We start from the raw sequence: 17,980 nt of genomic DNA, 5'->3' as shown, positions 1-17,980 counted from the left end.
GCCGCTTCCCCCTACGAAAGTAGGGGTCTGGTGTGGCAGATCGTCGAACGCGCAGGCACGGTGGCCTGCCTAGCATGGCCAGGGTGAGCAGGAGCAAGGACTTGAGGTGGGCCGCATACGGGCGTGCGGGGCTTGTGTCGTTGTTGGTGGTGGCCGCCGTCCTGAACGACGAGTCGACCAACGGCGGGCACTATGTGCTCCCCATCGCCGTCGTGGCGCTGGTGTGCGGGGCGGCCCTGCTCGTGCCCCGGCTGCGTTGGCCGGTCTCGCCCCTCCTGGTCACCGCGGCCACGATGTGGTGGGGATGGCCCATGCTGGGGCTGCTGGCGGTCGTCCTGTTCGACCTGGCCGTAGGCCGGCGGGCGTGGGTCGCGGTGGGGTGTGCCGTCGCCGCGCTGGGCGCCAACCTGCTCACCGGGCCGTCGACCTCGCTGTGGACGCCGGACCGGTATGGATCCGCTCTGTTCTTGCCCCTGCTGGCCATCCTGGTCGGTCTGTGGCTGGGCAACCGGAGGCGTCTGGTCCAGGCGCTGGCCTCCCAGGTCGAGCACCTGCGGGTCGAGTCGCAGCTGCGCGAGGAGGCGGCCCGTACCGCCGAGCGGTCCCGTATCGCCGCCGAGATGCACGACGTACTGGCCCACCGTCTGAGCCTGATCGCCCTGCACACCGGGGTCCTGACCACCCGGAGCGACACGATGCCCGCGCAGATCACCGAACGCCTCGGCCTGCTGCGCACCACCTCCACCGAGGCCCTGGCCGACCTGCGCGACGTGCTCGGCGCCCTGCGCGACTCCGACTCCACGCCGACGGATTCCAGCCTCACGCCCGTCATGAGGGACGTGCGAGAGCTGGTCGACGAGGCCCGCGCTGCCGGTCAGCATGTCCGGCTGACCACCGACGGACTTCCCGAGCAGGCACCCACCACCCACCGCCTGGCGGTGTACCGCATCGTCCAGGAAGCCCTGACCAACGCCCGCAAGCACGCCGCCGGCGCCGAGGTGACCGTACGCGTCGACTACCGGGACGTGGCCACGGTCGTCGAGATCACCAACACCCCCGGCACCCCCCACACGGCTGCCGTCCACTCCGGATACGGGCTCGTCGGTCTGCGCGAACGCGTGACCGCCCTCGGCGGCCACCTGAATGTCGGACCCGCCGGCGGGGGCGCCTGGCGGCTGGCCGCGCGTATCCCCCACTCCGCCACCGGACAGAACGGCACCCGCACATGATCCGCGCCATGATCGTCGACGATGACGCCCTCGTCCGCCTCGGCCTGGCCGACCTCCTCGACGGCGACCCGGGCATCGAGGTCGTCGCCCAGGCCACGGACGGGCTCCAGGCCGTCGAGCAAGCCACGGCCCACCGCATCGACGTCGCCCTCGTCGACGTGCGCATGCCCCGGATGGACGGCATCGCCGCCATCACCGGGCTGCGAGCGCTCCCCCACTCCCCGAAGGTGATCACCCTGACCACCTTCGACCTCGACGAGTACGTCTACAACGCGCTCGCCGCGGGAGCCGACGGCTTCCTGCTCAAGGACACCGACCCGGCCGAGATACTGCGGGCCGTCCACCTGGTGGCCGCCGGCTCCGCCATGCTCCACCCCAGCGCGGCCCGTCGGCTCATCGACCGCTACCACGCCACCACCCAGCCCAAAGCCACCGCGGCCCACACGCGGCTGGACCGGCTCACCCCCCGCGAACGCGACGTGCTCACCCTGCTGGCTCAGGGAGAGACCAACGCGGACATAGCCACCCGCCTCGCCATGCGCGAGAGCACCGTCAAAGCACACGTCAGCCGGATCCTGGCCGCACTGGAAGTCACCAACCGCGTCCAGGCCGCCCTCGTGGCCCGCGACGCGGGACTCACCACGTGAGTCCCAGAGGACGAGGCCCGTCGGTACCGCGGTACTGGTCGGCGGCCGAAGTCGGTCCCGCGGTGCCGGGGTCGCGCGGTTACTCGCTCCTAGCTTCTTCCTCCTCCGCCTGGCGTTGGGCAAGCCGTTCGGCTCTGCGGAAAGTCTGCCGATAGGCCTGCGGCGAGATGCCGATGGCCCGGTGCAGGTGTCTGCGCAGGGATGCGCCAGTGCCGAATCCTGATCGGTGGGCGACCTGGTCGATGGGCAGATCATTGGTCTCCAGTAGCTGGCGAGCAAGCTCGATGCGCTGCCGGAGGATCCATTGGCTGGGGCTGGCACCTGTCTCCTGGCGGAAGCGGCGGGTGAAGGTGCGGCGGCTCATGCGTGCGTGAGCGGCGAGTTCAGACAGCGACAATGGCTGGTCAAGGTGTTCAAGGGCCCAGGCCTGGGTGGGGGCGGTGGCGGTGCGTCCCGGCTCGGGGACCGGTCGGTCAATGAACTGGGCCTGCCCGCCGTCGCGCCATGGTGGTACGACACAGTCGCGGGCGGTCTGGTTCGCCACCCGGCTGCCGTGGTCACACCGCACGAGATGTAAGCACGCATCCACGCCGGCAGAGGCTCCGGCCGAGGTGAGGACGTTGCCGTCGTCCACGAACAACACGGTGGGGTCCAGCTGCACCGCGGGGAACAGGCTCTGGAAGTGTTCGGCCAGCCGCCAGTGGGTTGTGGCCCGACGGCCGTCGAGCAGGCCCACTGCAGCCAGGACATAAGCGCCGGTGCAGATCGACATGATGCGGGCATCGGACCGGACGCGTGTCAGGGCTTGGGTCATCGGACCGGTCGGCTGGTCCCAAACAGGTGGCCAACCCAGGTCAACGGGCGCGACGACCACGGTGTCCGCATCGACCAGTGCTTGGCTGTCGTGATCGACACCGATCGAGAAACCGGCGTTGGTCATCACGGGACCGCCGTCCAGAGTGCAGACCACGACCTCGTACAGCATGCCGATGTCCGGATCCCATGATGCGCCGAAAACCCGTGCGGGGATACCGAGCTCGAACGGATAGACGCCCGAGAGGGCGAGGACAGCGACACGGTGCATGGCCCGATCTTTGCAGATCATGGCACCTGGGCCACTGTCGAGTGATGGGGGAGTCCGGCAGCGTGGTTTCCGCGTCGCAGCAGGCGGCGCTGTCCACCTGAGTGTCGAAAAGGAGCCACGTCATGCACGCCGCCACCGAAGCGCATCGGATGAGGGCGATCAGCCAGGACTTCCTCGGCGGGCCGGAGGTCCTCAAGCAGGTGTGGGTGGACCGTCCCCGACCCGGAGCGGGCGAGATCCTCGTGCGGGTACACGCGGCAGGGGTCAACCCGTTGGACTGGAAGACCCGCGCCGCAGGCCTGTTCCTCGGACACCCGCCCTTCATCCTGGGCTGGGACGTATCCGGCGTGGTCGAGGCGGTCGGCATGGGAGTGACGCTCTTCCGGCCCGGTGACGAGGTCTTCGGCATGCCACGCCTGCCGCACCAGGCCGGGGCGTACGCCGAGTACTTGGCAGCGCCGGCCCGCCACTTCGCCCGCAAGCCGGCGGAGATCGACCATGTCTGCGCGGCAGCACTCCCCCTGGCGTCGCTGACGGCCTGGCAAGCCTTGGTGGACACCGCTGACGTCCAGCCCGGGCAGCGCGTACTGATCCACGCTGCGGCCGGCGGGTTCGGCCACATCGCCGTACAGATCGCCAAGGCCTTGGGGGCCCACGTGATCGGCACGGCCAGCGGCCCCAAGCACGCCTTCCTGCGCAGGCTCGGAGCTGATGAGGTCATTGACTACACCACTGAGGCCTTCGAGGAGGCCACAGGCCCGGTCGATGTGGTGATCGACCCCATCGGCGGCGACTACGGGCCGCGCTCTCTGCAACTCCTGGGCTCCGGCAGCACTCTGGTGTCGCTGCCACACCCGGAGGAGGATCGCCTGGCTTCACAGGCCGCAGAACGCGGTATCCGGTCCGGCTTCCTGCTCGTCGAGCCCGATCACGCCGGGCTGCGCGCGATCGGCGATCTCGTGCGGTCCGGCCGGCTGCGCGCCGAGGTCGGCACGCTGCTACCACTCGCCGAGGCCGCCGAGGCGCACAAGCTGGGCCAGACCGGACACACCACCGGCAAGATCGTGCTCACCGTGGGCGAATAAGGTGCTGGACGGGTGGTGGGCGCTGGTCCAGCGTGTGGTGCCGGCGGCACCGGTCGGCGGCCCTGGCCCTCAAGGACGCCCCTCGACTGCAACCTGCGGGAACTGCTTGACGACCGCCGGTTCGCCCTCGGCGTTCTGCTTCGTGCGTTGTGTGCGGTCAGGGAGCATCGCCGTCCCGCGACCGTGGCTCGGGATCGGAGAGAAAAGCGTCAGGTGGTCACGCGGAACCGCCGTCGGTAGGCCGCGGGTGTCGTGCCGATCTGCTTGCGCAGCGCGCGGTGGAGCGTCTTCACCGAGCCGAGCCCACACGCGGCGGCAACCTGGTCCAAGGGCTGGTCGGTGCCCTCCAGGAGACGGCGGGCCGCTTCCACCCGCGCGGCCTCGACGTAGGCGCCCGGAGCCCGGTCTCCTGGCGGAAGACCCGCGCGCAGTGGCGCTCGCTCAGGCACATCCGTGCCGCGAGGGCGGCGACGGACAGATCGCCGTCCAGGTGGTCGACGATGAACATCCGCAGATCGTCGATGTCGCGGCGGGTCGCGGGCGGCCGGCTCATCGGGACCGAGACCTGGCTCTGACCGCCCTGCCGCCTGAGGTACATGACCAACTGCCGGGCCACCGTCAGGGCGACCTCCTCGCCCGGGTCCTCGGCGACCAGCGCCAAGGCCAGATCCATGCAGGCGCTGATCCCGGCGCCGGTCCACACGCTGCCGCAACGCACGAAGATCGGGTCGGGGTCGACGGTGACCTCGGGATGCTCGGCCGCCAACTGTGCCGCGGTCGACCAGTGCGTCGTCGCCGTCTTGCCGTCGAGCAGCCCGGCCGTGGCCAGCAGATGCGCGCCCACGCACACCGACACGACCCGCCGGGCCAGCGGCGTGACCCGGGCGACCCACGCCACCACGTCGCCGTCCACGCGGGCGACCTAACCGTCGGGGCCCGCATCGACCGCCCCGGGCACCAGCAGCGTGTCCAGCACGCCGTCCACCTCGTCGAAGGACAGGTCCACGACCAGCCGCAGCCCCGCCTACGTGGCCACCTCGCCGCGTGCCCGGCCCGCGAGCTCGACCCGGTAGCCCGCGGCACCCCCGGTCTCCCGGTCGGCAAGGGCGAAGACCTCGGCCGGGCCGGTGACGTCGATGTGCTCAGTAAAGGAGCACCCCCGATGCTGCCTGGCCAGTCGAAGGTCGAGTTGTACGCCGCGCTGCGGCGCGACTCCCGCGATGGCATGTCGAACCGGGCGTTGCAGTGCAAGTACGGCGTCACCTGGAGCACGGTCAACAAGGCCCTGACCTCGGCTTGGCCGCAGCCACGCACGACAACCGCTTCGGCGCGGCCGTCGAAGCCGGATCCGTTCACGCCGCTGATCGACGAGATCCTGCTCATTGATCTGGATGCGACCAGGAAACAGCGCCACACCGTCACCCCGGATCTACCGCCGTCTGATCGACGAGCACTCCTCGTCCGAGGCGTTGCGTTGACCACTTGAACCCGCACCGACGAGAGGGCGCAAGCGTCCTGCGAGCAACCGCGCGGTCCGGCCAGGGACTGAGAGTCCGGTGTTTATACCTTGCTCGCGACCACCATGTAGTTCTCGGCCTCAAGATCGAACGTGCTCAGTTCCGTCTGGAGTCCGACCCGGTGCAGCTCGACTTCGAGTTCCTCGTACCGGTAGGGCCAGCAGGACAGCAGTTCCGAGCGGACAAGAACCAACCCGGTCGCATCAACTTGCGCGATCGCAATCTCGATGTGGTGCTCCTCCTCCCAGTGCGGCGCAATCTCCCAGCGGTAGACCACGACGGCATCGCGACCGTTCCGGCGGACGAGTCGGTCACTGATCTCCAGCCGGGAACCTCTGGCCCTCACGAGTTCCCAAGTGCGGGATGTGAGTACCAAGCGCCCGCCGGGGCGCAGAAGCCGTGACATCGACTCCAGAGCAGCACCCCTGCCTGTCGCGCCCGTGGCATGGTGAAGCGAGTTGCCAACGCAGAACACCATGTCGAACGTGTTGTCCTGGAAATGGTCGGGCAACTCTTCCCAGTTCGCCCGTACGGCCCGGACGGATGCCCCGAACTCCTCAGACAACTCTGCAGTCCGACGAACCATCGCCTCGCTGGCGTCAGTTGCGACAACCTGCATGCCACGACCGGCGAGGCCAACCGCCAACTGTCCGGTTCCGCACGAACAGTCGAGGACGTGAGCGTTCGACGGCAGGAGATTGAGGACGTCGTCGAACGACGCGGCGAACTCGGCTGGAGGCAACTTTGCATCCGAGATGAGCCATTCGTACACCTCGGCAAGCACGTCATAAGCTGTCACAGCCACTACCTCCGTCACGGGGCAGACTCACGGTAGGACGTCAGTCCATCAGCGGAGCAAGCCGGGCACCAATGGTTTTCGCAAGGATGGCTCTGACGGTGTTTGCGGGTTGTCAGTTGTCCGTCTGAGTGGATGTCACCGGCTGGTTAGCTGGGAAGTTGTTCGTGAGAAGTAGTGTCACTCGCGGGGTTGCGGTGGCAAGGTGAATGTGCTCAGTGAAGACGCACCGCCGATGCCGCCTGGTCAGTCGAAGGTCGAGTTGTATGCCGCGCTGCGGCGTGACGCTCGCGAGGGCATGTCGAACCGGGCGCTGGAGCGCAAGTACCGGGTGGGGCCGGCGGACTGTTCAGAAGGCGCTGAGTTCGGCGTGGCCGCAACCTCGGGAAACGTACGTGCCTCGCCGTTCCAAGCTGGATCCGTTCAAGCCGGTGATCGACCAGATGCTGCTGGCTGATCTGGATGCGCCGAGGAAGCAGCGTCACACGGTGGTCCGGATCTATCGCCGGTTGATCAACGAGCACGCGATGGACGACGTGTCCTACCAGGTCGTTCGCGCCTACGTCGCCAAGCGGAAGCCGGAGATTCGGGTCGAGGCCGGCCGTGGCCCGGCGCAGGTGTTCCCGGGCGGTGGGGTCGGTGAAGATGATCCGCCGGTTCTTCAGCAGCCGCAGGATGTGCCGCAGGCCCTGGAGCATGTCCACGCGTGGGGTGCCGCTGTCGGGCAGGACGGCGAGGACGTCGGCACGGGTGACGGACCTGAGCGAGTCCTTGCCCTGGTCCGCCCAGGTTCGCAGGGCGGGAAGCGCGTGTGTCACCATCCGCTGAATCCATCGGGGCGGACGCGCTTTGACACGCGGCGCGGTGGTACTGCCGGACAGCTTCAGTTCGAACCAGGTGGTGAGCTCGCCGAGCATCGGTTCGGGAAGGCCGACAGTGCGCTCGCGGAACCAGGTAACGACGCCGGGGGTGGGGTCGTCGTCCAGCATGTCGAGCTGTGCCAGCAGCTTCAGCAGGGGTCTGACCGGCAAGAGCAGGTCACTCAGCAACAGCACGTCGGACGCCCTGAACCGGGCGCCGGGCGTCTCCTGGATGCTCAGCAGCACACGTAGCCCGCGGTCCAGGCCCCAGGCGGTGTGATACCCCAGCCCGTGGCGTTGCGCGTAGTCATCGACGGCGGCCTTGAGCGCCGCTGCAACCTCGGGCGCATCGACCTCGGGAAAACCCCGCTCCTGGCCGCGCCGCAGGTCCCGGCCAGGTGGAGGGAACATGACGAGCTGCTGGTGCTCCGCCGGTCTCAGCGGCGGCGGAGGCTGCGGAGCCGGCTCGGTCCGACGCCGTGCGCGAATATCCAGCTTGAGCGTCTCGGTCATGCGGGTCCCGACCGCCGTCACAGCGAGGCAACCATGTAGTCCCGGGCCGCGGGCAGGAACTTCCTCACGCCCCCCAACGACTCCCGCCACCCGTTGAACAGCTGCTCCACCTCCACCTCGGAGGGCGGGATGCGCTGGGTTCCGTACTCGCTCTTGGCCGGCCGGTTGAACTCGTCGATCGGCTGCACCAGCACGTGACCGGTCAGCGCGTGGATGTCGCCCTGGTAGCGGGCGATCAGGAAGTCGAAGAACTGCGCGAGCGTCCACGCCTTGCTCTGGACTGTGCTGTGCGCGAGCCGTTTGACCTTGCGCTGGTCCGCGAGGAACCGATCGGCGTCTTCCGGGCCGCTCGTCCATACCGGCCGACCGAGGAACCGCACGTACTCGAAGATCGCCTGCCGGTCGTCGGCGATCGAACTGTCCGCCATCCCGGCGCCGACCCCGGCGAGCAGGAACTGGTCGACCAGCTCCTGCTCGAAGTCCTCGTACCCCTGTGCCGTCGCCAGTCGCCGCGGCGTACCGATCGACCGGACGACCGCGAGCGTCATCGACGCCTCAGCTCACTGCGAACGACCATGCGTCATGGATAGCGGCAGAACGTCAGAAATCTCGACGGAACGTCGAAGTCTCCTGGCGATCGAGTGAACCCCCGCTCACCAGTGCCGCAGGTCAGAAGGCGATGGGACGAGCAGAAGGAACTCGCGGGGGTCCCGACGACATGACAGTCCGGCATACGCGCCGACGCCCCATCTCCGCACGAGCATCGGGCGCCCTTCCGGCGTCTGGGGCTGTCCCCGCTGGCGGTGTCTCCCCGATGAGGTGAGTCGTTGTGCCGGTCATGCTCAGCGGCGGCGACCTCGACTCCGTCTTTTCCACCGACCCCCTACTTTCGTAGGGGGAGACCGTCGCACAAGGAAGGATCTGGCCGCAGGTCAGGCTTTCTAGCGTCGAAACCATGAACGACTGGAAAACCTCTCACGATCGTGTCCTGGCGCAGCGTCAGGCCGAAGGCTGGATGTTCCTGATCGAAGCGGCCCGCGATCTGCGGACGACCGGCGCGATCGCCCCCAGCGGCAAGGCCCTGGCCCGTCTGCTGACCCGTCCCGTAGAGGTCCGGACACCCCGCCCGCTGGCGGTCCTGGAAGCGGGCGCCGGCACCGGCGCGGTCACCCGCACGCTGATACCCCGGCTGCCCCGGGGCAGCCGTTTGGACATCGTCGAAGCCAACCCGCGCTTCGCAGCACGACTGCGGCAGTTCGTAGCCGCACGCCCCCACTCGGCAGTCGGGACGGAGCAGACACGCATAGAGGTGCACCAGGCTTTCGTCGAGGAACTCGACACCGACCAGCGCTACGACGTGATCGTCTCCGGCCTGCCGCTGACCAACTTCGAGCCGAAGCAGGTCGAGTGCATCATGGCCCGGTACATGGAACTGCTGCACCCCGGCGGGACCCTGACCTACTTCGCCTACCTCGGCACCCGCAGGGCCCGAACGCTGCTGGCATCGCGGGCGGAAGCGCGCCGGCACGCCGCGGTGGACCACATCATGGCCGCCTACCAGCGGACCTACGCCACCGCCCGCCGGACGACATGGGTCAACCTGCCCCCGGCGCACGTCTGGCAGCTGCAACGCCCCATTGGCTCCGCCGAAGACCGGCGGCACCCCGGGGACGGGGCCACGCGTTGAACGCTCTGTCCGACAGCACGGCCGCGCGCAGGTCGTACTGGCCGTCACCTCCTCGGCTGCGGCGGGGGCTCCACGACCCGCGCCCCGACGCCGTCCCGACCCTGGTCGCCCGGGCCTGTGCGTTCGTGGGGCTCCTGGATGTCCTGGCCGGCGTCTTCACGCGTTTCCGGCACAGCCGAATTCATATGATCGCTGAGGTCTTGCCGGGCACGTTGGGCCCGTTCGCGGCCGCGCTCTCGCTCAGCGCCGGCATCCTGCTCCTGCTGCTCGCTCATGGACTGCGTCGCCGAAAGCGCCGCGCCTGGCGGGCCGCTGTCGTCCTGCTCCCGATCGGCGCCACAGCGCAGATCACCTACCGGCACTCGATCTTCGGCGTGCTGATCTCGCTGGCGCTGCTCTGGCGCTGGCGCTGGCCACGGGCCGTCCGCCGAAGTACGAGCGGGCGCCGAAGGGCTCAGCCGTCGCACGCCCGCCTGACGTTCGAGGTTGGGCAGCTACACCGCCAGGTCCCCTTCCACGGCGTCGTGCGCCGGGCCCCGACGTCCTACGGGCAGAACCTCCTCGCCCCTCATGTCCTCCAGCACGAGAGCGAACGCGGCATACATGGCCGCCCCGCGAGGAGCAGCCCGAAGGCTCCGGAAATGTAGCCGAGCCAGGCGGCACCGGTGAAGTTGAAGAGCGAGGCCACTGCGAAGCGTGGTACAGCCACACAGAGCACGACCCACATCGCACGCTTGCGGGTCGCGACGGTCGCCATCATCAGGGCGAACACGGCGAACACGAGATTGAGCACGCCGAGCACCTCGGAGCCCGACGGCGGCCTGATGGCCAGCACCAGGGAACTCGCCAGCCAGGTTCCGGAGAAACAGGCTCACGGAGCAGCAGGCGCGCGACCAGCGCCTGCGGGTGCGCACCAGTCTGCTGCCGATCGCCTCTTCCACCCGCGGCTGGATCCACGGACGGGGGAACGAGGGGTTCATCAAGCTGGTCGAGGATGCCGACCGGGGCGTGCTGGTCGGGGCGACCTCGGCGGGACCGGCGGGAGGAGAGGTGTTGTACGGGCTGAACGTCGCCGTCCACGCGGAAGTGCCCGTCGAGAGCCTCCGGCACATGATCTACACCTACCCCGCCTTCCACCGGACGGTGGAAGCCGCTCTGGGGGCCCTTCGCTGAGCCGCCCCTCCCCCGCGCATGCGCCACGAGCCGGACTTGCGTTTCCCGCCGGCGCGGTCGCTGTCCTGGCGGGCGCTCACTCACGGCTCCCAGCCGACGGAGGTCGCCGCCCCGGGTGCGTGACGCGGTGCGGGCGACGAGCTGCCGAGGGGCAACCAGCTGCGCGGTCGAGGGGAGGGACCGGCATCCCATTCTCACCCCGGAAGATTCATATGTCGGATGCCGGCGGACGCGCATCAATTGCCCACGGGCGCACCACTGTTGTCCTCAGCGTGCACGGCTACCCACGCGTCTCGCCATGCCGAGCCAGCGCACATTCTGTCAGTGCGCGGTGAGGCAAAGTCCTGTGCACTGGCGGGATATGGGGCACAGGTCTGTCGTGTCTATCGTTGGCGAAGCACCCCGCGGTCTCTCACACACAGGGCCTGCCCTCGTTCTCAGGGCACGACGAGTGTCGGTGGAATTCACTCGATTCGATTCGAGCAACTGGGCATCCGAGTGCGACTGAATCATCAAAGTCTGCCTGCTGCCGGCCCACGGCTTGAATCGAAGTCGTTTTTCCAGAGGGAGTTTCAGGAGATGTCAACAATGCCCGTCGGCGGGCTGGTTCCGCAGGCCGTCGACAATCGCGCGGACCTCGTCGTCCGCAACGCGAAGATTCATACCGGGGACCCGGGCCGCCCACACGCCGAGGCGCTGGCCATCTGCGACGGCGTCATCACGGTCGTCGGTGACGACAAGGACGTGGCCGGCCACGTCGGCCCGGGCACGAAGGTGGTCGACGCGCTCGGACGACGGGTGATCCCCGGCCTCAACGACGCCCACCTGCACGTGATCCGCGGGGGTCTCAACTACGTCCTGGAACTGCGCTGGGACGGCGTGCGCAGTCTGCGTCAGGGCCTGGCGATGCTGCGTGAGCAGGCCGCTCGTACGCCGAAGGGCCAGTGGGTCCGGGTGGTCGGTGGCTGGTCGGCCGAGCAGTTCGCCGAACGCCGGCTGCCGACCGTCGCCGAACTGAACGCCGCCGCCCCCGACACCCCCGTGTTCGTCCTTCACCTGTACCAGTCGGCCGTGCTGAACCGGGCGGCGCTCAAGGCCGCCGGTTTCGGCAAGGACACGCCCGACCCCAAGGGCGGGCAGATCGTGCGGGGCCGGGACGGGGAACCGACCGGCATGCTGCTGGCCGCTCCCAGCGCCCTCATTCTCTACTCGACCCTGGCCAAGGCGCCGATCCTGGAGAGCGAGGAGGACCGGAAGACCTCCACCCGGCATTTCCTGCGCGAGTTGAACAGATTCGGACTGACCTCCGCGATCGACGCCGCCGGCGGATTCCAGAACTTCCCCGACAATTACGCCACCGTCATTGAACTGGCCAAGGCCGGACAGTTGTCGCTGCGTATCGCCTACCACCTTTTTCCGCAGACTCCCGGTCAGGAGATCGACGATCTCGCCCGCTGGATCGAAATGGCCAACTTCGAGGACGGAGACGAATGGCTGCGTCTGAACGGCGCGGGTGAGAATCTCACCTGGTCGGCGGCCGATTTCGAGAACTTCGCCGAGCCGCGTCCGGAACTCGCCCCTGACTACGAGGCGGAGTTCGAGAAGGCGGTGCGCCTGCTCATGGAGAACGGATGGGGCTTCCGGCTGCACGCCACCTATGACGAAACCATCCGCCGTGACCTCGCGGTGTTCGAGAAGCTCGCCGCGGACGGGCTCTTCCCGTGCGGGAACCGGTGGCTGTTCGACCACGCCGAGACCGTCTCCGCGGACAGCCTCGACCGTATCGCCGCCCTCGGCGGCGCGATGTCCGTGCAGAACCGTCTGTCCTTCCAGGGCGAGGCGTTCCTACGGCGCTACGGCCCCGGGGCCGCCGCGGACGCCCCGCCGATCCGGGCCATGCTGGACCGCGGCCTGACCGTGGGCGCCGGCACCGACGCCACCCGCGTCTCCAGCTACAACCCCTGGGTCGCCCTGCACTGGCTCGTCAGCGGTCGCTCGGCCGGCGATCTGGCGCTGCGCCCGCCCGCCAACCGTGTCGACCGGCAGACAGCGCTGACGATGTTCACGCGCGCCGGCGCCGCGCTGACCGGCGAGGACAAGGTCAAGGGTGTGCTCCAGCCAGGCTGTTACGGGGACCTGGCGGTGCTGTCCGACGACTACTTCACCGTGCCCGAGCCGGACATCGCCCACATCGAGTCGCTGCTGACGGTGACCGGCGGCCGGATCGTCTACGCCGCCGCCGAGTACCAGGGACTCGACGAGGCGCTTCCTCCCGTCAGCCCGGCCTGGAGCCCGGTCGCGCACTTCGGCGGCTACCAGGCGTCCCGTCGAGCGGCTCTTGCCGGTGCCCGCCAGGCGGAGGCGCTCGGCGAGGCCGTCGCCGAGTCGGAGGAGCACCGCCAGTGGCGCGTCGCGCGCGGCCTGGTCCCGGGCGCCGCGAGCACCCCCATCGATCCCTGCTTCGACCTCTGAACTCCCGGAAGGGGCCCGGCCCTCGAGTCGCCCCTTCCGGGACACCACCCACAGGCTCCGTCCAGCCGGACGGTTCTTCCCACGGCACGGACAGCGGTCCGCGCCACCGTTTGTCGAGAAAGGCTCTCCTCCCATGGTCAACATCGCCGAGGTCACCGCTGCCCCCAGCCCCGACCTGCTCACCCCGGACAACTGTGCGGTGCTGTTCATCGACCACCAGCCGCAGATGTTCTTCGGCACCGGCAGCGGTGACCGCACCGCCATCATCAACTCCACCGTGGGCCTGGCGAAGTCCGCGAAGGTGTTCGACGTTCCGGTGGTGCTGAGCACCGTGGCCGCCGAGACCTTCTCCGGGCCGCTCATGCCGCAGCTGGCCGAGGTCTTCCCCGAGCAGAAGATCATCGACCGCAGCACGATGAACGCCTGGGAGGACGTGAACTTCGTCGAGGCGGTCAAGGCCACCGGCCGTGAGAAGCTCGTCATCGCCGGTCTGTGGACCGAGGTCTGCGTCGTCCTGCCCGTGCTCTCCGCCATCGCCCAGGGCTACGAGGTCTACGTCGTCACCGACGCGTCCGGCGGCGTCAGCCCCCAGGCCCACGAGCACGCCGTCCAGCGCATGGTCCAGGCCGGGGCCGTCCCGGTCACCTGGGTGCAGGTGCTCCTGGAGCTCCAGCGCGACTGGGCCCGCACCGAGACGTACGCCGCCGTGGGCGACGTGGTCAAGGGGCACGCCGGCACCTACGGCCTCGGCATGGTCTACGCGCAGGCTGTCATCGGCGCCCACGCCGCCGGCTGAGCCACGGCACCCATACCTCAGGAACAGGCAGGAACATGATGGACGCTGGACTGTTGATCCTCCGGCTGGCGGTGGGGCTGCTCATCGCCGCGCACGGTGTGCAGAAGGTGAGCTTCCGGCTCGGAGGCAACGGGTTGGCGGGCGGGACCGACGAGTTCCGCCGGGACGGATTCCGCGGCGGTCGGCTGACCGCGTTCGTCGCGGGAGCCAGTCAGATCGGTTCCGGCCTGTTCCTGGCGGCCGGCCTGCTCACGCCCCTGGCCGCGATGGCCGCCATCGGCGTGATGACGGTCGCGGGCACCGTGAAGTGGCCCAAGGGGCTGTGGGTGCAGAACGACGGCTACGAATACCCCTTCGTCCTCGTCGTCGTCTCCGCCGCTCTGGCCCTGACCGGGCCCGGACGGTGGTCCGTGGACCACGCACTGGCCGTCACCCCCTGGCCGGTGTGGGTCTCCGTCGCCGCGATCGTGATGGGCCCGGCCAGTGGCCTGCTCACACGCGTGGTCCTGCACCAGCCGGCCACCGCAGGTGAAGGGACGCGGTATGCGCGGGCTGCTGACTGACGCGCTCCGCACCCTGGCACCGCGCGGAGAGCAACATCACGGTCCGCTGCCTCCCCTGATGCTGACCCTGACGGTGGTCACGGGTCTGGTCGACGCCGTGAGCTACCTGGCGCTCGGGCACGTCTTCGTCGCCAACATGACCGGCAACGTGGTCTTCCTCGGGTTCGCCCTGGCGGGCGCAGAGAGCCTGTCCGCGCTCGCGTCCGTCGTCGCGATGGCCGCCTTCCTCCTCGGCGCGCTCGCGGGGGGCAGGCTCGGCACCCGGTTCGCCACGCACCGGGGGCACCTGCTGAGTTCGGCCACGGCTGTGCAGACCGTCCTGGTGGCGGTCACGGTGGCGGCCGCCGCCGTATCGGACGGCCGGGTCACCCCCGGCGTCCAGTACACGCTGATCGTGTTCCTGGGGCTCGCCATGGGCCTGCAGAACGCGGTTGCCCGGCGTCTGGGCGTTCCCGACCTCACCACGACGGTCCTGACCCTGACCCTGACGGGCCTGGCCGCGGACTCCACCCCGGCCGGCGGCGAGGCGCCGCGCCCCGGCCGCCGGATCCTGTCCGTGCTCGCCATGTTCCTCGGCGCTCTCGTCGGAGCCCAGCTCGTCCTGCACGGCCACCTCGTGCTCGGGCTGGGTCTGACGCTGGTGCTGCTCGCGGTCACCTCCGCGATCACCCATCGTCTTTCGACCGTCGATGCCACCTGGCTCCGACCGCGGCCCTGAACGGCACACCGGCCCACCAGTGGCTGCACCGACAGGCAAGAACCGGTGCGCCAAAGGACAACAGTCACTGGTGGACCAGTCCTAGTTTGGCCAGGACAACAGCCGTACCTGACACACGCGATCTCTGCCTGACCTGCGCGACACCCGCCGGAGTCAACGCGTTCGCACTCACCCCGCATGGACCAGCATGAGCCCCGCACCCCCCTCCACACCGACACTGCCCGCAAAGCCGGAGTCGGCATGGGCGCCGCTCGCGGCACGCCTCTTCCGGGCGCTGTGGATCGCCCAGTTGGTCTCCAACATCGGCAGCTGGATGCAGATGGTCGGCGCCCAGTGGCTGCTGATCGGGCAGGACGCGGCACTGGTGACGCTGGTGCAGACGGCGTCCAGCCTGCCCGTGGTGCTCCTGGCTCTGCCGTCGGGCGTGGTGGCCGACCGCTACGACCGTCGCAGGGTGCTCCTGGCCGCGCAGTTGGCCCTGCTCACGGTGTCCGGCGCGCTGACCGCGCTGGCGTTCGCGGACGCTCTCACTCCCGTACTGCTGCTCGTCCTCACCTTCCTGCTGGGGTGCGGCACCGCGTTGATGGGTCCGGCCTGGCAGGCGATCCAGCCCGAGCTGGTGGAACGCCGTCAACTGGGACAGGCCGCCGCGCTCGGCGGCGTGAACATGAATCTGGCCCGCGCCGTCGGGCCGGCCGCGGGCGGAGTGGTCGTAGCGGCGGCGGGCGCGGGATGGGTTTTCGCCTTCAACGCTGTTTCCTACCTCGGCATCGCCGCCGTCCTGCTGCTCTGGCGGCGCCCACGGACGGTCGTCGCCGTGACAGGGGGCGAGAAGCTGCTGACCGCCCTCGACGCAGGCCGCCGCTACGTGTGGTACGCACCGGACATCCGCCGGGTCCTCCTGCGCATGGTGCTGTTCATCCCCGGTGGCGCCGCCCTCTGGGCGCTGCTGCCGCTCGTCACGAGCCGCTCCCTGCACCTTGGCTCCGGCGGCTACGGGCTGCTGCTGGGCGCGGTCGGTGTCGGAGCGGTCGCGGGCGCCTTCGTGCTGCCCCACAGCAACCGGGTGCTCGGTGCCAACGGCACTCTTGGTGGCGGGGCCCTGGTCTTCGCGAGTGTCCTGGTCGTACTGGCCACCGTACGCATCCCGTGGCTGGTGGCAGTGGCACTGCTGTTCGCGGGCCTGGCGTGGATCGGGGTCCTGTCCACCCTCAACGCGGCCATGCAGACGCGGCTCCCGGGCTGGGTCAGGGCCCGTGGTCTCGCCGTCTATCTCCTCGTCTTCCAGGGCGGCCAGGCGCTGGCGGCGCCGCTGTGGGGCGCCCTCGCCGACCGGCTGGGGCTGACCGCCCCTCTGCTGGCCGGCAGCGGGTTGCTGCTCGTCAGTGCCCTGAGTCTGCGTCGTTGGCCGCTGCATGGTGCGGAGGGAGACGACCCCTCCCCCTCCGCGCACTGGCCGGTCCCGCCCCTGGTGTTCGAACCGGGACCGGCCACCGGCCCCGTGCTGGTCACGGTCTCCTACCGCGTCGCCCCGGGAAACAGCACCGCCTTCAGTGACTGCATGGAGCACGTCGCCCGTTCCCGGCGGCGCACCGGAGCCCTCACCTGGGGCCTGTACCAGGACGGGCAGGACCCGGGGCACTTCATCGAGAACTACCTCGTCGCCTCATGGTCCGAGCATCTCGCCCAGCACAGCGACAGGCTCACTCTCACCGACCGCCGCCACGAGGAGCGGGCACGCCGTCTCCTCGCCCCCGGCACCCGGCCAGAGGTCACTCATGCCTTCGACACGGCCTCGGGACCGGTTGTCCCGGAAGACAAAGGAGGCGCTGCCCAGTGAGCAACGTCGAGACAGAGCCCGGCGAGCTGCACGACGGAACACCCGCCGGCGAACGGAGCACGGGAGTCCCGCACATCGACGTACTCCCCCCACGGGACGTCCCGCTCGGCGGCCCGCGGGCGATGACGGTGCGGCGCACCCTGCCGCAGCGCGCCCGGACCCTGATCGGCGCCTGGTGCTTCGCCGATCACTACGGCCCCGACGACGTCGCGGTCACGGGCGGCATGGACGTCGCCCCGCATCCGCACACCGGACTGCAGACGGTGAGCTGGCTGTTCAGCGGGGAGATCGAGCACCGGGACAGTCTCGGCAGCCACGCGCTCGTGCGACCGGGCGAGCTGAACCTCATGACGGGCGGGTACGGCATCAGCCACTCGGAGGTCTCGACCGAGCAGACGACGATCCTGCACGGCGTGCAACTGTGGGTGGCGCTGCCCGAACAGCACAGGAACGCGGAACGCGACTTCCATCACCACGTACCCGAACCGGTGCGGATCGCCGGTGCCGAGATCAGGGTCTTCCTCGGCTCCCTCGCCGGAGACGACTCCCCCGTACCGACCTTCACGCCCCTGCTCGGAGCCGAGATCGTCCTGGAGCCCCGAGCGACCGTCACACTCACCGTCGATCCCAGCTTCGAGTACGGCCTTCTCGTCGACGCCGGCCCTGTCCGCATGGCCGACACGCTGCTGCAGCCCGCGGAGTTGGGGTACGCCGGAACGGGCAACGACATCCTGACATTGACCAACGAGTCGGACGGCACGGCCCGGACCGTCCTGCTCGGCGGAGCACCGTTCGACGAACGGATCGTCATGTGGTGGAACTTCATCGGCCGCAGCCACGAAGAGATCGTCCGGGCCCGGGAGGACTGGCAGAACTCCTCTGAACGATTCGGCACGGTCGAGGGCTGCGACGGCGACCGCCTCCCGGCGCCGGCGCTGCCGAACGCCGTCATCTCACCACGCGGAAACCCACCCCGCCGCTGACCCGCACCAACCGAAAG

General features: G+C 69.4%; 16 protein-coding genes and 2 pseudogenes. 13 read left to right on the top strand and 5 right to left on the bottom strand.

Going from position 1 to position 17,980, the window contains the following annotated elements; genetic code table 11:
* The first annotated feature begins 83 nt into the window (after positions 1-83).
* Both ACPT94_RS19250 and ACPT94_RS19245 read left to right on the top strand, forming a co-directional pair.
* Positions 84-1,229, top strand: a complete 1,146-nt coding sequence (locus ACPT94_RS19250; RefSeq protein ID WP_425246388.1) for a histidine kinase — start codon at positions 84-86, stop codon at positions 1,227-1,229.
* Positions 1,226-1,876, top strand: coding sequence for a response regulator (locus ACPT94_RS19245; RefSeq protein WP_425246387.1), 651 nt, complete (start codon positions 1,226-1,228; stop codon positions 1,874-1,876). Before ACPT94_RS19250 ends, ACPT94_RS19245 begins: the two co-directional genes overlap by 4 nt.
* A 79-nt stretch (positions 1,877-1,955) precedes the next feature.
* Here ACPT94_RS19245 and ACPT94_RS19240 read toward each other — a convergent pair whose 3' ends face one another.
* On the bottom strand, positions 1,956-2,960 hold the full coding sequence (locus ACPT94_RS19240) for a GlxA family transcriptional regulator (protein WP_425246386.1): 1,005 nt from the start codon (positions 2,958-2,960) through the stop codon (positions 1,956-1,958).
* Between the two features lie 122 nt (positions 2,961-3,082).
* Here ACPT94_RS19240 and ACPT94_RS19235 point away from each other — a divergent pair, with 122 nt between their 5' ends.
* On the top strand, positions 3,083-4,045 hold the full coding sequence (locus ACPT94_RS19235; RefSeq protein ID WP_425246385.1) for an NADP-dependent oxidoreductase: 963 nt from the start codon (positions 3,083-3,085) through the stop codon (positions 4,043-4,045).
* Between the two features lie 209 nt (positions 4,046-4,254).
* Here ACPT94_RS19235 and ACPT94_RS19230 read toward each other — a convergent pair.
* Positions 4,255-5,222 (bottom strand): annotated as a pseudogene (locus tag ACPT94_RS19230) (GlxA family transcriptional regulator).
* Here ACPT94_RS19230 and ACPT94_RS19225 point away from each other — a divergent pair.
* Positions 5,208-5,531, top strand: a complete 324-nt coding sequence (locus ACPT94_RS19225) for a hypothetical protein (RefSeq protein ID WP_360333432.1) — start codon at positions 5,208-5,210, stop codon at positions 5,529-5,531. The pseudogene ACPT94_RS19230 and the gene ACPT94_RS19225 overlap by 15 nt on opposite strands.
* Positions 5,532-5,605: 74 nt before the next feature.
* On the opposite strand, the gene ACPT94_RS19220 is transcribed toward ACPT94_RS19225, so the two are convergent.
* From ACPT94_RS19220 to ACPT94_RS19210, 3 genes are all read right to left on the bottom strand, one after another.
* On the bottom strand, positions 5,606-6,361 hold the full coding sequence (locus tag ACPT94_RS19220; protein WP_360333415.1) for a class I SAM-dependent methyltransferase: 756 nt from the start codon (positions 6,359-6,361) through the stop codon (positions 5,606-5,608).
* 212 nt (positions 6,362-6,573) lie between these two features.
* Positions 6,574-7,731, bottom strand: coding sequence for a hypothetical protein (locus tag ACPT94_RS19215; RefSeq protein ID WP_425246384.1), 1,158 nt, complete (start codon positions 7,729-7,731; stop codon positions 6,574-6,576).
* Between the two features lie 17 nt (positions 7,732-7,748).
* Positions 7,749-8,279: a hypothetical protein gene (locus ACPT94_RS19210; RefSeq protein ID WP_425246383.1), complete on the bottom strand. Its 531-nt coding sequence runs from the start codon at positions 8,277-8,279 to the stop codon at positions 7,749-7,751.
* Between the two features lie 407 nt (positions 8,280-8,686).
* Here ACPT94_RS19210 and ACPT94_RS19205 point away from each other — a divergent pair, with 407 nt between their 5' ends.
* The 9 genes and pseudogenes from ACPT94_RS19205 (at position 8,687) to ACPT94_RS19165 (ending at position 17,963) form a co-directional block, all read left to right on the top strand.
* A complete protein-coding gene (locus ACPT94_RS19205; protein WP_360333249.1) occupies positions 8,687-9,418 on the top strand; it encodes a class I SAM-dependent methyltransferase in 732 nt (243 codons plus the stop codon).
* Positions 9,322-9,816: pseudogene (locus ACPT94_RS19200) on the top strand (phosphatidylglycerol lysyltransferase domain-containing protein); the annotation flags it as partial. The gene ACPT94_RS19205 and the pseudogene ACPT94_RS19200, both read left to right, overlap by 97 nt.
* Positions 9,817-10,324: 508 nt before the next feature.
* Positions 10,325-10,591 (top strand): hypothetical protein, encoded by a 267-nt coding sequence (locus tag ACPT94_RS19195; protein WP_425246382.1) that lies wholly within the window; start codon positions 10,325-10,327, stop codon positions 10,589-10,591.
* A gap of 579 nt (positions 10,592-11,170) precedes the next feature.
* Positions 11,171-13,063 carry an amidohydrolase gene (locus ACPT94_RS19190; protein WP_425246381.1) on the top strand — a complete coding sequence of 631 codons (1,893 nt, stop codon included), beginning with the start codon at positions 11,171-11,173 and terminating at the stop codon, positions 13,061-13,063.
* 133 nt (positions 13,064-13,196) lie between these two features.
* A complete protein-coding gene (locus ACPT94_RS19185) occupies positions 13,197-13,859 on the top strand; it encodes a hydrolase (protein ID WP_360333241.1) in 663 nt (220 codons plus the stop codon).
* 38 nt (positions 13,860-13,897) lie between these two features.
* Positions 13,898-14,422 (top strand): DoxX family protein, encoded by a 525-nt coding sequence (locus ACPT94_RS19180; protein ID WP_425246409.1) that lies wholly within the window; start codon positions 13,898-13,900, stop codon positions 14,420-14,422.
* Positions 14,403-15,140 (top strand): YoaK family protein, encoded by a 738-nt coding sequence (locus ACPT94_RS19175; protein ID WP_360333238.1) that lies wholly within the window; start codon positions 14,403-14,405, stop codon positions 15,138-15,140. The genes ACPT94_RS19180 and ACPT94_RS19175 overlap by 20 nt, the downstream gene beginning before the upstream one ends.
* Before the next feature lie 187 nt (positions 15,141-15,327).
* Complete coding sequence (locus ACPT94_RS19170; protein ID WP_425246380.1) at positions 15,328-16,980, top strand: MFS transporter; 1,653 nt, start codon at positions 15,328-15,330, stop codon at positions 16,978-16,980.
* Positions 16,977-17,963: a pirin family protein gene (locus ACPT94_RS19165; RefSeq protein ID WP_360333232.1), complete on the top strand. Its 987-nt coding sequence runs from the start codon at positions 16,977-16,979 to the stop codon at positions 17,961-17,963. The genes ACPT94_RS19170 and ACPT94_RS19165 overlap by 4 nt, the downstream gene beginning before the upstream one ends.
* Positions 17,964-17,980: the final 17 nt, after the last annotated feature.

Origin of the sequence: Streptomyces aurantiaciflavus (assembly GCF_049808595.1) — a bacterium.
GTDB lineage: Bacteria > Actinomycetota > Actinomycetes > Streptomycetales > Streptomycetaceae > Streptomyces.
The sequence above is the reverse complement of the archived record's forward strand: the minus strand, read 5'-3'. Positions and strand labels throughout refer to the sequence as shown.

Excerpts from the sequence above, each read along its gene's own strand:
- ACPT94_RS19245 (WP_425246387.1), top strand. The coding sequence starts at position 1,226 with ATGATCCGCGCCATGATCGTCGACGATGACGCCCTCGTCCGCCTCGGC.
- ACPT94_RS19210 (WP_425246383.1), bottom strand. The coding sequence starts at position 8,279 with ATGACGCTCGCGGTCGTCCGGTCGATCGGTACGCCGCGGCGACTGGCG.
- ACPT94_RS19180 (WP_425246409.1), top strand. The coding sequence starts at position 13,898 with ATGGACGCTGGACTGTTGATCCTCCGGCTGGCGGTGGGGCTGCTCATC.
- ACPT94_RS19215 (WP_425246384.1), bottom strand. The coding sequence starts at position 7,731 with ATGACCGAGACGCTCAAGCTGGATATTCGCGCACGGCGTCGGACCGAG.
- ACPT94_RS19175 (WP_360333238.1), top strand. The coding sequence starts at position 14,403 with ATGCGCGGGCTGCTGACTGACGCGCTCCGCACCCTGGCACCGCGCGGA.
- ACPT94_RS19225 (WP_360333432.1), top strand. The coding sequence starts at position 5,208 with ATGCTGCCTGGCCAGTCGAAGGTCGAGTTGTACGCCGCGCTGCGGCGC.
- ACPT94_RS19235 (WP_425246385.1), top strand. The coding sequence starts at position 3,083 with ATGCACGCCGCCACCGAAGCGCATCGGATGAGGGCGATCAGCCAGGAC.
- ACPT94_RS19185 (WP_360333241.1), top strand. The coding sequence starts at position 13,197 with ATGGTCAACATCGCCGAGGTCACCGCTGCCCCCAGCCCCGACCTGCTC.
- ACPT94_RS19240 (WP_425246386.1), bottom strand. The coding sequence starts at position 2,960 with ATGCACCGTGTCGCTGTCCTCGCCCTCTCGGGCGTCTATCCGTTCGAG.
- ACPT94_RS19170 (WP_425246380.1), top strand. The coding sequence starts at position 15,328 with ATGAGCCCCGCACCCCCCTCCACACCGACACTGCCCGCAAAGCCGGAG.
- ACPT94_RS19205 (WP_360333249.1), top strand. The coding sequence starts at position 8,687 with ATGAACGACTGGAAAACCTCTCACGATCGTGTCCTGGCGCAGCGTCAG.
- ACPT94_RS19190 (WP_425246381.1), top strand. The coding sequence starts at position 11,171 with ATGTCAACAATGCCCGTCGGCGGGCTGGTTCCGCAGGCCGTCGACAAT.